A 13,136-nucleotide genomic window follows, 5' to 3' on the forward strand; every position below is an offset into this window, starting at 1 on the left:
CCTCGGCGCCGCTGGCGGTCCTCGGCCGATCGGCTGCAGCGTATCGCTGTGCGGGAGCGCTCCTGAGTGCACTGGACCGCAGCCGAACCTCAGGCGCGGGCGCTGGTCAGGAAGCGCTGGACCTCGCCGCGGAGGACCTCGGCGAGCTCGGCCAGCCCGGTCTCCTCGGTTGTCGCGTCGCCCTCGACCGCGGCCGCGATGTCGTCGATCAGGCCGCTCATCTCGCGGATCCGGTCGGTCACCGCCGTGAGCACCCGGACCGCGTCGGCCGCGCCCTGCCGCACCGCGTCGACCTGGTCCATGATCTCGCCGCTGGACTCGCCGGTCTCGTTCGCGAGCGTCTTCACCTCGTTGGCGACCACGCTGAACCCGCGCCCGGCCGGGCCGGCCCGGGCCGCCTCGATCGACGCGTTCAGCGACAGCAGCTGAGTCTGCATCGCCACCCGGTTGATCAGGTCGACGGCGTGCCGGATCTGCCCGGTCGAGCGCCGCAGGCCGGTGACGGTCTCCAGGCCCTGCTCGGCGTCGCCCACCGCGGTCCGCGCGAACTCGGCCAGCCCGCTCGCCGACCGGCCCATCTCACCGGCCGCCGCGGCGATCCGCTCGGAGAGGGCCATCACCACCCTCTCCAACTCGTCGGCGAGGGTGATCCGGGACACGGCGGCCTGCGCGATCTGGTCGGCGTTCGCGCTCATCATGTCGGTCGAGTGGCTGATCTGCTCGGCCGCCCGCCGGTACGCCCCGCCCATGCCGGCCGTGAGGAACCGCCGGTGGAAATGCCCGGCCGCGCCCGCCGCCGACGCCGCGCCGGCCTCGCGGACGAACGCGTCGGTGCGGTCCAGCAGGTCGTTGATGGCGGCCCGGGCCTCGTCCGCGGCCGCCGAGGGCTCCAGCGGCGGCACCCGGGCCTCCAGGTCGCCGGCGGCGGCCCGGCGGCAGGTCTCGGCGATGGCGTGCAGCGAGTCGGTGGTCATGGCCGGGCTCCCGAGGCGGGATCCCACAGCGGGTCGGTGGTCACGACCGGGTGCCCGAGGCGAGATCCCAGACCAGCTCGTCGTAGGTCATGCCGCGCTCGTCGAGCATCTGCTGCAGCGCCGCCTCGCCGGCCGCCACGGCGTCCGGGGTGCGGTCGTGCCGGCGTTCGGCAGCGCGCAGCACGCCGTAGAGCTCGGTCACGGCGGCCACCGCCGAGCGGGACGGCACCCGGCGGTTGGAGTGGTAGCCGATCACCCGGCCGGCGGCGTCGTAAGAGGGTGTGACGTGCGCGAACACCCAGTAGTGCGCGCCGTCGGCGGCGAGGTTCACGACGTACGCGAAGATCTCCCGCTCCTCCTTGAGGGTGTCCCACAGAAGCTTGAAGACGGCGCGGGGCATGTCGGGATGGCGGATCACGCTGTGCGGCTGCCCGATCGCCTCCTCCTCGCTGAGCGCGGAGATGCGCAGGAAGACGTCGTTCGCGTAGGTGAGGACGCCGCGCGGATCGGTCTTCGTGACGATCAGCTCGCCGTCACCGAACGTCCGCTCCGTCCCGGTCGGCCGGATCTGAGTGAGTCTCATGATGACTCGATGTTCCCTGGTCGGAGCGCTCCCTGCCCCGGATTCCGGGTTTCATGCCTCCCGGATCATCGTGACGAAGCGCGACACCTCGCCCTGGAGCACCTCGGCGAGCTGGGAGAGGCCGCCGTCGGTGACGTCCTGCCCACCGTCGACGGCCCGGGCGATGCCGTCGACCAGGCCGCTCATCTCCCGGATCCGGCCGGTGACCGCCTCCAGCACGCCGATCGCGTCGGCCGCCGCCTGCTGCACCGTGGCGACCTGCCGCATGATCTCCTCGCTGGACTCGCTCGTCTCGTTCGCGAGCGACTTCACCTCGTTGGCGACCACGCCGAAGCCGAGGCCCGCCGTGCCGGCCCGGGCCGCCTCGATGGTGGCGTTGAGGGCGAGGAGCCGGGTCTGCGCCGACACCTTGTTGATCAGGTCGACGGCGTGCCGGATCTCGTCCGAGGAGCTGCGCAGCGAGGAGACCGTGCCGAGGCCCCGCTCGGCGTCGGTGACCGCCTCCCGGGCGAAGTCGGCCAGCCCGTTCGCCGAGGCGCCCATCTCGGTGGCGGCCGTGGCGACCTGCTCGGAGACGGTGAGCACGGCCGACTCGAGCTGGTCGGCGAGGCGCAGCCGGCCCTGGGCGGCCTTCTCGAACTCGGCGGCGGTCCGGCTCATCACCTGGTTCGAGTGGGTGATCTGCTGGGCGGCCGTGCGGTAGGCCCCGGCCAGGCCCTGGTCGAGGAAGCGCCGGTGGAAACGGCCCTCGGCGGCCGCGGCCGAGGCGGCGCCGGCCTCCCGGACGAACGCGTCCACCTGGTCGAGCAGGCCGTTCACGGCGGCCCGCAGGGGAGCGGCGAGTGTCACCTCGCCGGCCGGGGGCACCCGGGCCTCCAGGTCGCCGTTGCGGGCGCGCTCGCAGACCTCGGTGACGACGCGCACGGCGTCGTCCAGGGACGCGACGGGGGTGATGTCTCGCTTGCTCATATGCCTACATCGTCCACAAGCGGGGGCGTTCCGGACCGGGAATCGCGGAAGCGGTCAGCGGGAGACGCGCCAGGCCCAGGCGATCAGCGGGAGACGCGCCAGGCCCAGGCGATCAGCGGGACCTGCAGCGGCAGCCTGCCGTAGGCGATCGCCCGCCGCGCCGGGGACGCGTGCCGCCAGTCGGCCGCCATCTTGACGTTGGCGGGGAAGACGGCGGCGAAGAGGGCCGCGGCGGCGATGCCGCCGGCCCGGCGGGTCCGGGGATGTGCGACGGCGGCGGCCACTGCCAGCTCGGCCACCCCGCTCGCGTACGTCCAAACCCGTGGCGTGCCCGGGAGTGACCGGGGGATCAGGCCGTCGAACGGTCTCGGGGCGGCGAAGTGCAGCGCCCCCATGACGGTGAGGAACCCGGCCAGACCGGCGGCGTCCCGCCTCACCGGCGGACCGCCGGCTCCAGGGCACGCTGGAGAGCGCGGTAGACCCGGCCGAAGCGCTGGGCGTTGTCGGTGCGCAGCAGCAGCACGTCGCCGCCCGGCACCCGGCCCCAGATCTCCAGGTTGCGGCTGCCCCGGTCGTACGACCTGTCGACCCGCTCGAGCATGAGGTCGGCGACCGGGACGACGGCGAGGCCGAGCAGGACGCCGCCGACCAGCAGGGCCAGCGTGGTGGCGAGCGACGCCTCGATGACCAGGGCGACCCCGATCGCGAGGGCGCCCATCACGAGCGGCAGCAGGATGGTGAGGCCGAGCGCGCCGCGCCAGGCGATGACGCCCCAGTCCCGGGCACCCCTCGTGTACCACACCCGGATCAGCTCGGGCAGCCGGAAGTCCTGGTCGTTCATGTGGACCCCGGACGATGTGATGAGCACTTCCGGGTCTCGGTAGTACGTCGTCATTTCCCCTCCCAGAGGACCCCAATGTAGCCCCTACCCGTCGTAGGCTGGCGGCCAAACGACCCAGGGCGAGGAGGCACGGGTGGGCGAGTTCGTACGGCTCGAGGTGGCGGACGGCATCGGCACGATCCGGCTCGAGCGGCCACCGATGAACGCGCTGAACACCCGGGTCCAGGAGGAGCTGCGGGAGGCCGCCCAGGCCGCCACCGCCGACGAGCAGGTCCGCGCCGTGATCGTCTTCGGCGGCGAGAAGGTGTTCGCGGCGGGCGCCGACATCACCGAGTTCACCACGGTCACCTACCAGGACATGGTGGCCCGGGCCGCGGCCCTCTCCGGCGCGTTCGACGCGGTGGCCCGCATCCCGAAGCCGGTCGTCGCCGCGATCACCGGCTGGGCGCTGGGCGGCGGCTGTGAGCTCGCTCTCGCCTGCGACTGGCGGGTGGTGGCCGACGACGCCAAGCTCGGCCAGCCGGAGATCAGGCTCGGCATCATCCCGGGCGCCGGCGGCACCCAGCGGCTGGCCCGGCTGATCGGCCCGGCGAGAGCCAAGGATCTGATCTTCTCGGGCCGGATGGTGGACGCCGAGGAGGCGCTGCGGATCGGCCTGGCCGACCGGGTGGTCCCGGCCGCCGAGGTGTACTCGGCCGCCACCGAGCTCGTCCGTTCGTACACGACCGGCCCGGCGCTCGCGCTGCGCGCCGCCAAGCAGGCGATCGACGGCGGGCTGAGTGTCGACCTCGCCGCCGGCCTGGCGCTGGAGTCGCACCTGTTCGCAGGGCTGTTCGCGACCGACGACCGGGTGGAGGGGACCACCGCTTTCGTCGAGAAGCGCAAGCCGAAGTTCACCGGGAGGTAGTAGGGGGGCCGATACGGGTCCGTCATTGCCTACACTGCGGTCATGTCCATCGACCAGGGTGGTCCGAAGCGGTACGCCCTCGGCATCGACTTCGGCACCTCGAACACCGTCGCCGTGGCGCGATGGCCGGACGGCCGTGCCCGCCCGATCCTGGTCGACGGCTCACCGTTGCTGCCGTCCGCCGTCTACGCCGACGCCGCGGGCAACCTGCTGGTCGGCCGGGACGCGGTGCACAGCGCCCGGCTCGACCCGGCCCGCTTCGAGCCGAACCCGAAACGCCGCGTCGACGACGGCACCGTGCTGCTCGGCGAGCGGGAGTTCGAGGTCGTCGAGCTGATCGCGGCGGTGCTGGCCCGGGTCGTCGAGGAGTGGCACCGGGCGGTCGGCCCCTACCGGCCGGAGACCACACTCACCTGCCCGGCCAGCTGGGGCTCGGCCCGCCGGACCCTGCTCGCCGAGGCCGCCGCGCAGGCCGGGCTGGAAGGCGCCCGCCTGGTCGCCGAGCCGGTCGCCGCGGCCACCTACTTCGCCGAGGTGCTCGGCCGTGACGTGCCGATCGGCTCGGTCGTCGTGGTGCACGACTTCGGCGCCGGCACGTTCGACGCGAGCGTGGTGGCGCGGACCTCCTCCGGGTTCGAGGTGCTGGCCGTGGACGGCCGGGACGACCTCGGCGGCCTGGACGTGGACGCCGCGGTCGTCGAGCACCTGAAGACCGGCGAGTGGGGCCGGCTGCTGGAGCCGTCCACGGTCGAGGAGCGGCGCGCCCGCCGGCAGCTCTGGGACGACGTGCGGATCGCGAAGGAGCGGCTCTCCCGCGCCCAGGCGGCCGACTTCGTGGTGCCGCTGCTCGACGTCGAGGCGCACCTCACCCGCGAGGAGCTGGAGACGGTGGCCCGGCCGGTGCTGGACCAGACCGTACAGATCACCAAGAACCTGCTCCGCTGGGCCGACCTGCCCGAAGGACGCCTGGCCGGGGTCTTCCTGGTCGGTGGCGCGAGCCGGATCCCGCTGGTCGCGACGCTGCTGCACCGCGAGCTGGGCGACCCGCCGGTGGTGATCGAGCAGCCCGAGCTGGTGGTGGCCGAGGGCAGCATCCTGGCCGGCGCGGCGCTGCTGACCAGCGAGCCGGCCGCGCCCGGCCCGACCGAGGAGATGCGGCTCCCGTCGAAGTACCTGCCGTCCCGCAAGACCGGCGGGGAGACCGTGGTGGCCGGTCCTCTTCCCGAGCGACCCGCGATGGCCGGGCCGGCTCCCGAACGACCCGCGATGGCCGGGCCGGCTCCCGAACGACCCGCGATGGCCGGGCCGGCTCTCGAGCGACCCGCCATGGCCGGGCCCACCGAGGAGCGGCCCGCGGTGACCGAGCCGGTGCCGCCGCGCCCGTCGGCGGAGCTCGCCGCGGACGCCGCGGCCGAGGCGGAGACGGTGCTGTCCGGCCGTCCCGGGGCGCCCGCCGGCGCTCCGGCCGAGCCGGAGAGCGGCGGCAACGGGCCGACCGAGGTGCACGAGGCGGCGCCGATCCCGGTGTCCGCCCCGCCCTCGGAGGAGATCCCCGGCGGGCCGCTCGCGACGGAGCGGCTCGGCGAGGCGCCGCCGCCGCCCGATCCGCTGCCGAAGCGCACCCCGCAGCAGGTCGAGGACGTGGCCGACGACCCCGCGCACGCCGGGCTGCCGCCGCACCTGCGCCCGCCGGTCGATCCGTGGCCGGACGCCGACCCGTCGACCTGGCGGCCCGACCCCGATGCCACGGCGGCGACCCCACCCCCGCGGAACGACGGAGGCTGGCAGGCTCCGCCCGTACCCCCGAGGCAAGCCGGACCGGCGCCGCGCGTGACGCGGCAGACGAAGCCGGTGGTGGCACATGCCCGGCCGATCTCCCCGGTCGGCGGGCAGGCGCATCCGGTGTCGCCGGTGATGGGGTCGGCGCGCCCGGTTCCTCCGGCGCGCGCCGTCGCGTCCGCGCCCCGTGCCCCGCAGCGGCCCCCGTCGGTGCCGCAGCGTCCGCAACCGGCTCCGGCGGCGGCCGAGTCCCGGGGCGGACCGGGGAGGAAGAAGCGTCGCGGGCGGGCGCTGCGCGGATTTCAGATCCTGCTGAGCCTGCTGGCCATGGTGGTCGTGCCGCTGGTCGCGCTGGTGCTCGCGTACGGGTACGCGAACGGCGCTCCGCTGCAGGACGACGCGGTGAACGTCTTCGAGGACATCGCGAGGCTGGTGGGTCTGGCCTGAGGGTCAGGGTTTCTTTTCGTCTTTTTGTTCGCCATCCGGCTGTTCGTTCTTCCGCTCGTCCTTCTCGTCGGGCAGGCGCTCCGGCTCCGGGCTCAACTCGCGCTCCCACTGGGCGAGCATCTCGCGCTCGCGGCGGGACTGCTCGACGTTCATCGAGCGCAGGAAGTCCGGGTCGTCGTCCGGCGAGGACGGGCGGGACGGCGCGCGCCGGGAGCCCGCGGCGACCGGGCGGCCCCAGGCGAAGTAGGCGGCCGGACCGGCGATCGGGATGAGAAGGATCACCAGAACCCAGACCGCGCGGGGCAGGTTGCGGACACGCTCCGCCGAAAGACCGCTGATGAGCGCCAATATGAGAAGGACGAGCGCCACCGCGGCCAAGAGGATGAACAACCGGACCATGCCGCAATGATGCCCCGCCCGAGCGGCGTCGGCGACGATCAGAGCATGACAACCCATCCCGCGATGACGGCGAGGGCCACCGTGATCAGGGCATAGGCCCGGATCGAGCGCGGAACGGCGGACGGAATCGGGTCGTGCAGGCCGCGGGCGCGGTGCTGGGAGATCCCGACCAGGGCGGCCCAGGAGATCATCGCGGCGGCCGCAGCCAGCCACTCCGGGGGGCCGGCGCCGGGCGTGAAGGCGGGCCGGACGGCGAGCAGGGCGACCGCCGCGGCGGAGAGGCCGGTGCGGCGCCAGGCGAGGCGGGTGCGTTCGGGCGCGGCGCCGGGGTCGGCCATCCGGGGCTCTTCGGGACTGGCGCCGGGGTCGGGCGTCGGCATCCGGGGCTCAGAAGATCTGGACCAGGACGGCCACCACCAGGGCGACCGCGCCGAGGGCCACCACCAGCGCGAGCACCGCGGGGAAGCGGGAACGGGGCAGGTCGGTGCCGAGGCGCATGGCGCGCTCGGTGCGCGCCCAGTGGTCGACCGCGCGCAGCGCCACCAGGCCGCCGAGCAGCAGCAGGGTGATCGAGATGATCTCGCGGAGGTGCTCGATCGGGAGCGGCGGCAGGAACTGGGCGCAGGCCAGGCCGCCGGCGATCAGGGCGAGGCCGGTGCGGATCCAGGCGAGGAAGGTCCGTTCGTTGGCGAGCGAGAACCGGTAGTCCGGCGTACTGCCCACCTTCGACGTCCGTTCCGGGTCGAACCAAAGAGTCAGGTCACCGAGCACGAGGCCGATTATCGACCCAGACCGTGCGGACCTCGTCACTGACGCAGGCCTCGCGCGGGCGGCCGCAGAGGCACCACGGAGAGTCAGGGCCGCCGCGGCCGTGGGACTGAGGCTCCGTTAAGTTCCCCGGTGGGGGAGTATGGGGCGTGGGCGGGCTCGTCCCGTCCACGAGATAGACGTTTTGACCGGACATGTCGTGACACCTCCTCGTCGCCACTGTAGCGATCCCGATCGTCCCGTGGGTGAGGTGTGTCACTCTCGGTGGCCGGCAACAGCGAAGCTACTGGCGGGTAACCTTGCGGACATGTCCCGCCGCAAGGTGTGGCCGCGACCGCAACGGTGCGTTCAATACAGGAGGGTCGTAGGAGCGCGATGAATATCGTCGTACTGGTCAAGCAGGTACCCGACTCCGGTGCCGAGCGCACCCTGAGCGCTGACTTCTCGGTGGACCGCGCGTCCGCGAGCAACGTCATCAACGAGATGGACGAGTACGCCATCGAGGAAGCGCTGAAGATCAAGGAAGCACACGGCGGCGAGGTGACCGTGCTGACGGTCGGCCCGGCCGGCGCCACCGAGTCGATCCGCAAGGCGCTCTCCATGGGCCCGGACAAGGCCGTCCACGTCCAGGACGACGCCCTGCACGGCTCCTGCGCGGTCGCCACCTCCAAGGTCCTCGCTGCCGCGCTGCGCACGCTGAACCCCGACCTGATCCTCAGTGGCGCCGAGTCCACCGACGGCCGGGTCCAGGTCGTGCCGCACATGCTGGCCGAGCTGCTCGGTGTGGCCGCCCTCACCGGCGCCCGCAAGCTGACCGTGGACGGCTCGCAGCTGACCGTCGAGCGGCAGACCGACGAGGGCTACGAGGTCGTCACGGCCGCCACCCCGGCGATCGTGAGCGTGTGGGACACCATCAACGAGCCGCGGTACCCGTCCTTCAAGGGCATCATGGCCGCGAAGAAGAAGCCGGTGCAGAGCCTCACCCTGGGTGACCTCGGCGTGCCGGCCGAGGAGGTCGGCTTCGCCGGCGCCACCAGCCAGGTGCTGGAGTTCGCGAAGCGCCCGGCCCGCTCCGGCGGCACCAAGGTCATCGACGAGGGCGACGGCGGCACGCAGCTGGTCGCGTTCCTCGCCACCGAGAAGTTCGTCTGAGAAGGGGTTTCCTGATGGCAGAGGTTCTGGTCGTCGTCGAGGCCGGTGTCAAGAAGGTCACCCTCGAACTGCTCACGATCGCCCGTGGGCTCGGGTCGGTCTCGGCGGTGGTGTTCGGCGACGCCGACACCGCCAAGCTCGGCGAGTACGGCGCCGAGAAGATCTACACGGCGTCCGGTGAGGACGTCGAGGGCTACCTGGTCGCCCCCAAGGCCACCGTGGTCGCCGAGCTGGTGAAGCGGGTGCAGCCGGCCGCCGTGCTGCTCGCCTCGACCCAGGAGGGCAAGGAGATCGCCGCGCGTCTGGCGATCAAGCTGGACAACGGCCTGCTCACCGACGCGGTCGGCCTGGACGCCGACGGCACCGCGACCCAGGCGGTCTTCGCCGGTTCCGCGATCGTGAAGTCGAAGGTCACCAAGGGCCTGCCGATCGTCACGATCCGCCCGAACTCGGTGACCCCCGAGCCCTCGGCCGCGACGCCCGCGATCGAGCAGGTCGCCGTGGCGGTGGCCGGCTCGGACAAGCTCACCAAGGTCGTCGAGCGGGTCGCCGAGCAGAAGGGCTCGCGCCCCGAGCTCACCGAGGCCGGCATCGTCGTCTCCGGTGGCCGCGGCGTCGGCAACGCCGACAACTTCAAGCTGGTCGAGGAACTCGCCGACCTGCTCGGCGGCGCGGTCGGCGCGTCCCGCGCGGCGGTCGACTCGGGCTACTACCCGCACCAGTTCCAGGTCGGCCAGACCGGCAAGACCGTGTCGCCGCAGCTCTACGTGGCGCTCGGCATCTCCGGCGCGATCCAGCACCGGGCCGGCATGCAGACCTCGAAGACCATCGTCGCGGTGAACAAGGACGCCGAGGCGCCGATCTTCGAGCTCGCCGACTTCGGCGTGGTGGGCGACCTGTTCAAGGTCGTACCCCAGGCCGCCGACGAGGTTCGCAAGCGCAAGTAAGTGATCTGCGTCAAACGGCCCGGCGGTTCTCCGCCGGGCCGTTTCCCTGTCACCACGGCCTAAGCTGGGAACGATGGCCTACCTGGATCACGCGGCGACCACGCCGATGCTCCCCGCCGCGCTGGACGCCTACGTCGCCGCGGCCCGGGAGGTCGGCAATCCGTCGTCCCTTCATGCCGCCGGCCGCGGCGCCCGGCGCCTGGTCGAGGAGTCGCGCGAGCGGATCGCGGCGGTGCTCGGCGCCCGCCCCTCCGAAGTGATCTTCACGGGTGGCGGCACCGAGAGCGACAACCTGGCGGTGAAGGGCACGTTCTGGGCCCGCCGTGCCGCCGACCCGGCGCGCGACGTCGTGGCGGTCTCCGCGGTCGAGCACCACGCCGTGCTGGACGCGGTCGACTGGCTCGGCGCCCGGGAGGGCGCCCGGGTGGTGACGCTGCCGGTCGACGGCGAGGGCCGGGTGCTGCTCGAGGCGGTGGCCGAGCTGATCGCCGAGGAGGGCGACCGGGTCGCCGTGATCAGCGTCCAGTGGGCCAACAACGAGGTCGGCACGATCCAGCCGGTCGCCGACCTGGCGGCGCTGGCCGCCGAGGCCGGCATCCCCTTCCACACCGACGCGGTGCAGGCGGCCGGTCAGATCCCGGTCGACTTCGCGGCGAGCGGCGCCTCCGCGCTCACGCTCACCGGCCACAAGCTGGGCGGCCCGGTCGGGGTCGGCGCGCTGCTGCTCGGCCGGGACGTGCCGGTCACGCCGCTGCTGCACGGCGGCGGCCAGGAGCGCGACGTGCGCTCCGGGACCCTGGACACCCCCGGCGTGGCCGCCTTCGCCGCGGCGGTCGAGGCCGCCGTGAAGAGCCGGGATGAGTACGCCCACCGCGTCGCCGCCCTCCGCGACGACCTGGTGGCCCGGGTCCGCGCGGCGATCCCGGACGCGATCTACAACGGCGCTCCGGCCGACCGTCTCCCCGGCAACGCCCACTTCTCCTTCCCCGGCTGCGAGGGCGACGCGCTGCTGCTGCTCCTCGACGCGCAGGGGATCTACTGCTCGACCGGCTCGGCCTGCTCGGCCGGGGTGGCCCAGCCGAGCCACGTGCTGCTCGCCATGGGCGCCGACGACGCCCGGGCCCGGGGCTCGCTGCGGTTCACCCTCGGCCACGACAGCTCGGTCGCCGACGTCGACGCCCTCCTCGCCGCGCTGCCCGGCGCCGTGGAGCGCGCCCGCCGGGCCGGGGCCTGGAAGACGCCCAGATAGGCTGGAGTCATGCGAGTTCTTGCGGCCATGTCGGGCGGCGTCGATTCCGCGGTCGCCGCAGCGCGCGCCAAGGACGCCGGTCACGACGTCACCGGCGTGCACCTGGCCTTGGCCCGTAATCCCCAGACGTTCCGGACCGGAGCGCGCGGCTGCTGCACCCTGGAGGACTCCCGGGACGCGCGCCGCGCCGCCGATGTGATCGGCATCCCCTTCTACGTCTGGGACATGGCGGAGGAGTTCCACGACAGCGTCGTCGACGACTTCGTCAGCGAATACGCGGCCGGCCGTACGCCGAACCCGTGCCTGCGCTGCAACGAGAAGATCAAGTTCGCGGCGGTGCTGGACCGCGCGGTCGCCCTCGGCTTCGACGCGGTCGTCACCGGGCACCACGCCCGGCTCGGCGCCGACGGCCTGCTGCGGCGCAGCGTCGACATCGCGAAGGACCAGTCCTACGTCCTGGCGGTGCTGACCCGGCAGCAGCTCGACCGCGCGATCTTCCCGCTCGGCGACTCGACCAAGGAGCAGGTGCGCGCCGAGGCGGCCGCCCGCGACCTGGCGGTGGCCGACAAGCCCGACTCGCACGACATCTGCTTCATCGCCGACGGCGACACCCGGGGCTTCCTGGAGAGCCGGCTCGGCAGCGCCCCCGGCGACATCGTCGACGGGCGGACCGGCGAGAAGCTCGGCACGCACAACGGGGCCTACGGGTTCACGATCGGCCAGCGGAAGGGGCTCGACCTGCGGGTCCCGGCGGCCGACGGGCGTCCGCGCTACGTCCTGTCGATCACTCCGGTCTCCAACACGGTGACCGTCGGCCCGCGCGAGGACCTCGCCGTCGACGTGGTGAGCGCGGAGCGCCCGATCTGGCACTCCGATGCGGATGTCTCGGACTGTGAAGTCCAGCTCCGGGCTCACGGCGAGGTGGTCGGGGCCAGCGTGTCGGTGAACGACGGCGTGCTCACCGCCCGCTTGACGTCGCCGGCTCGCGGTGTCGCCGCCGGCCAGGCCATCGTCGCCTACCGGCCCGACCCCGGCGGCGACGTCGTGCTCGGCTCGGCGACCATCACCGAGGGAAGCCGGGCCGCCGTCGATGCCTGACTTCCCCTGGCCGGCCGGCTCCGCCACCGGCATCGGCTCGCTGCCCGGCACCGACATCGCCGAGGCGCAGCGGATCGTCATGGGCGAGCTGCCCGGCCTGCCCCACCTGGCCGAGCTGCCGGGCCGCGGCCCGGGCGCCGACATGATCGGCCGGACCGCCGGGTTCCTGGTCGAGATGCCGGTGCAGCTCTACGCCGGCCGCTGGCAGATCGCCTCCCGCCCGGGCAGGGACATGCGGCACACCGCCGACCTGCTCGAACGCGACCTCGACCAGCTCACCGAGCAGGCCGACGGGTTCACCGGCACGCTGAAGATCCAGGCGGCCGGCCCGTGGACCCTCGCGGCGAGCCTCGACCTGCCGATCGGCGGCCGGATGCTGCGCGACCCGGGCGCCGTGCGCGACCTCACCGACTCGCTCGCCGAGGGCCTCCGCCGGCACGTCGCCGACGTGCGCAAACGGGTCCCCGGCGCGACCGTGCTGCTCCAGCTGGACGAGCCGTCGCTGCCGGCCGTGCTGGCCGGCCGGGTGCCGACCGAGAGCGGGCTCTCCGCGTACCGGAAGGTGGACGGCCCGGACGCGTCGACCCGGCTGCGGACCGTCGTCGAGCAGGCGGACGCCCCGGCCGTCCTGCACTGCTGCGCTCCCGGCCTGCCCCTCCAGGTCGTGCGGGACGCGCTCTTCCGGGGCGTGGCGCTCGACCTCTCGCTGCTCGAGGACCTCGACCCGCTCGGCGAGGCGATCGAGGCCGGGCTCGGGATCTTCGCGGGCGCGGTGGCCTCCACCGGCACCTCGCGGCCCTCGTCCCGCACGATCGCCGAGCGGGTGACCGGGCTCTGGCGCAAGCTGGGCTTCCCTGCCGCGCGGCTGCCGGAGCAGGTGGTGATCTCGCCGGCGTGCGGTCTCGCCGGGGCCACCCCGAAATACGCGCGGGCGGTCCTCGAAGCGGTGACCGAGGCGGGCCGGCGCATCTCCGAGGTCTGAGCACGGTTTTGTCAGTGGGTGCGGTTACCGTGCTGGGTAGG

At 73.5% G+C, this 13,136-nt stretch carries 15 protein-coding genes; 7 read left to right on the top strand and 8 right to left on the bottom strand.

From position 1 onward, the window contains the following. Positions 1 to 89: 89 nt before the first annotated feature. From AB0G10_RS02775 to AB0G10_RS02795, 5 genes are all read right to left on the bottom strand, one after another. The gene (locus AB0G10_RS02775) at positions 90 to 974 is read right to left on the bottom strand and encodes a methyl-accepting chemotaxis protein (protein ID WP_360915446.1); all 885 of its coding nucleotides are present in this window, start codon (positions 972 to 974) and stop codon (positions 90 to 92) included. A gap of 40 nt (positions 975 to 1,014) precedes the next feature. Further along, on the bottom strand, positions 1,015 to 1,557 hold the full coding sequence (locus AB0G10_RS02780) for a PAS domain-containing protein (protein WP_360915449.1): 543 nt from the start codon (positions 1,555 to 1,557) through the stop codon (positions 1,015 to 1,017). 51 nt (positions 1,558 to 1,608) lie between these two features. Then, on the bottom strand, positions 1,609 to 2,526 hold the full coding sequence (locus AB0G10_RS02785) for a methyl-accepting chemotaxis protein (RefSeq protein WP_360915452.1): 918 nt from the start codon (positions 2,524 to 2,526) through the stop codon (positions 1,609 to 1,611). A gap of 83 nt (positions 2,527 to 2,609) precedes the next feature. Then, positions 2,610 to 2,963 (bottom strand): hypothetical protein, encoded by a 354-nt coding sequence (locus tag AB0G10_RS02790; RefSeq protein ID WP_360915455.1) that lies wholly within the window; start codon positions 2,961 to 2,963, stop codon positions 2,610 to 2,612. Next, the gene (locus tag AB0G10_RS02795) at positions 2,960 to 3,421 is read right to left on the bottom strand and encodes a DUF6232 family protein (protein WP_360915458.1); all 462 of its coding nucleotides are present in this window, start codon (positions 3,419 to 3,421) and stop codon (positions 2,960 to 2,962) included. Before AB0G10_RS02795 ends, AB0G10_RS02790 begins: the two co-directional genes overlap by 4 nt. Before the next feature lie 79 nt (positions 3,422 to 3,500). On the opposite strand from AB0G10_RS02795, the gene AB0G10_RS02800 reads away from it, so the two are divergent. Continuing rightward, positions 3,501 to 4,274 carry an enoyl-CoA hydratase-related protein gene (locus tag AB0G10_RS02800; RefSeq protein ID WP_360915461.1) on the top strand — a complete coding sequence of 258 codons (774 nt, stop codon included), beginning with the start codon at positions 3,501 to 3,503 and terminating at the stop codon, positions 4,272 to 4,274. Between the two features lie 42 nt (positions 4,275 to 4,316). Continuing rightward, positions 4,317 to 6,500 (top strand): Hsp70 family protein, encoded by a 2,184-nt coding sequence (locus tag AB0G10_RS02805; RefSeq protein WP_360915464.1) that lies wholly within the window; start codon positions 4,317 to 4,319, stop codon positions 6,498 to 6,500. Between the two features lie 3 nt (positions 6,501 to 6,503). On the opposite strand, the gene AB0G10_RS02810 is transcribed toward AB0G10_RS02805, so the two are convergent. Genes AB0G10_RS02810 through AB0G10_RS02820 form a run of 3 tightly spaced genes read right to left on the bottom strand, consistent with a single transcriptional unit; the run spans position 6,504 to position 7,670 of the window. Next, entirely contained in the window at positions 6,504 to 6,899 is a 396-nt protein-coding gene (locus AB0G10_RS02810) for a PLD nuclease N-terminal domain-containing protein (RefSeq protein ID WP_360915467.1), read from the bottom strand. Between the two features lie 38 nt (positions 6,900 to 6,937). Then, positions 6,938 to 7,237, bottom strand: a complete 300-nt coding sequence (locus tag AB0G10_RS02815; RefSeq protein WP_360915470.1) for a DUF202 domain-containing protein — start codon at positions 7,235 to 7,237, stop codon at positions 6,938 to 6,940. Positions 7,238 to 7,286: 49 nt separating this feature from the next. Next, positions 7,287 to 7,670, bottom strand: coding sequence for a DUF202 domain-containing protein (locus AB0G10_RS02820; RefSeq protein WP_360915473.1), 384 nt, complete (start codon positions 7,668 to 7,670; stop codon positions 7,287 to 7,289). A 372-nt stretch (positions 7,671 to 8,042) separates the two neighbouring features. On the opposite strand from AB0G10_RS02820, the gene AB0G10_RS02825 reads away from it, so the two are divergent. From AB0G10_RS02825 to AB0G10_RS02845, 5 genes are all read left to right on the top strand, one after another. Further along, on the top strand, positions 8,043 to 8,819 hold the full coding sequence (locus tag AB0G10_RS02825; protein WP_360915476.1) for an electron transfer flavoprotein subunit beta/FixA family protein: 777 nt from the start codon (positions 8,043 to 8,045) through the stop codon (positions 8,817 to 8,819). A 14-nt stretch (positions 8,820 to 8,833) separates the two neighbouring features. Next, on the top strand, positions 8,834 to 9,766 hold the full coding sequence (locus AB0G10_RS02830; protein ID WP_360915479.1) for an electron transfer flavoprotein subunit alpha/FixB family protein: 933 nt from the start codon (positions 8,834 to 8,836) through the stop codon (positions 9,764 to 9,766). Positions 9,767 to 9,839: 73 nt separating this feature from the next. Continuing rightward, positions 9,840 to 11,015, top strand: a complete 1,176-nt coding sequence (locus AB0G10_RS02835; RefSeq protein WP_360915482.1) for a cysteine desulfurase family protein — start codon at positions 9,840 to 9,842, stop codon at positions 11,013 to 11,015. 9 nt (positions 11,016 to 11,024) lie between these two features. Beyond that, the gene (gene mnmA / locus AB0G10_RS02840) at positions 11,025 to 12,113 is read left to right on the top strand and encodes a tRNA 2-thiouridine(34) synthase MnmA (RefSeq protein ID WP_360915485.1); all 1,089 of its coding nucleotides are present in this window, start codon (positions 11,025 to 11,027) and stop codon (positions 12,111 to 12,113) included. Continuing rightward, complete coding sequence (locus AB0G10_RS02845; protein ID WP_360915488.1) at positions 12,106 to 13,095, top strand: methionine synthase; 990 nt, start codon at positions 12,106 to 12,108, stop codon at positions 13,093 to 13,095. The genes mnmA and AB0G10_RS02845 overlap by 8 nt, the downstream gene beginning before the upstream one ends. The last annotated feature ends 41 nt before the right edge of the window (positions 13,096 to 13,136 follow it).

It is taken from the genome of Actinoplanes sp. NPDC023714 (genome assembly GCF_040639855.1).
In the GTDB taxonomy this organism is placed as follows: Bacteria; Actinomycetota; Actinomycetes; order Mycobacteriales; family Micromonosporaceae; genus Actinoplanes.

Bases quoted from the DNA above. Each gene is read 5' to 3' on its own strand.
- AB0G10_RS02785 (WP_360915452.1), bottom strand. From the start codon at position 2,526: ATGAGCAAGCGAGACATCACCCCCGTCGCGTCCCTGGACGACGCCGTG.
- AB0G10_RS02835 (WP_360915482.1), top strand. From the start codon at position 9,840: ATGGCCTACCTGGATCACGCGGCGACCACGCCGATGCTCCCCGCCGCG.
- AB0G10_RS02815 (WP_360915470.1), bottom strand. From the start codon at position 7,237: ATGGCCGACCCCGGCGCCGCGCCCGAACGCACCCGCCTCGCCTGGCGC.
- AB0G10_RS02795 (WP_360915458.1), bottom strand. From the start codon at position 3,421: ATGACGACGTACTACCGAGACCCGGAAGTGCTCATCACATCGTCCGGG.
- AB0G10_RS02775 (WP_360915446.1), bottom strand. From the start codon at position 974: ATGACCACCGACTCGCTGCACGCCATCGCCGAGACCTGCCGCCGGGCC.
- AB0G10_RS02830 (WP_360915479.1), top strand. From the start codon at position 8,834: ATGGCAGAGGTTCTGGTCGTCGTCGAGGCCGGTGTCAAGAAGGTCACC.
- AB0G10_RS02805 (WP_360915464.1), top strand. From the start codon at position 4,317: ATGTCCATCGACCAGGGTGGTCCGAAGCGGTACGCCCTCGGCATCGAC.
- AB0G10_RS02845 (WP_360915488.1), top strand. From the start codon at position 12,106: ATGCCTGACTTCCCCTGGCCGGCCGGCTCCGCCACCGGCATCGGCTCG.
- AB0G10_RS02780 (WP_360915449.1), bottom strand. From the start codon at position 1,557: ATGAGACTCACTCAGATCCGGCCGACCGGGACGGAGCGGACGTTCGGT.
- AB0G10_RS02825 (WP_360915476.1), top strand. From the start codon at position 8,043: ATGAATATCGTCGTACTGGTCAAGCAGGTACCCGACTCCGGTGCCGAG.
- mnmA (WP_360915485.1), top strand. From the start codon at position 11,025: ATGCGAGTTCTTGCGGCCATGTCGGGCGGCGTCGATTCCGCGGTCGCC.
- AB0G10_RS02810 (WP_360915467.1), bottom strand. From the start codon at position 6,899: ATGGTCCGGTTGTTCATCCTCTTGGCCGCGGTGGCGCTCGTCCTTCTC.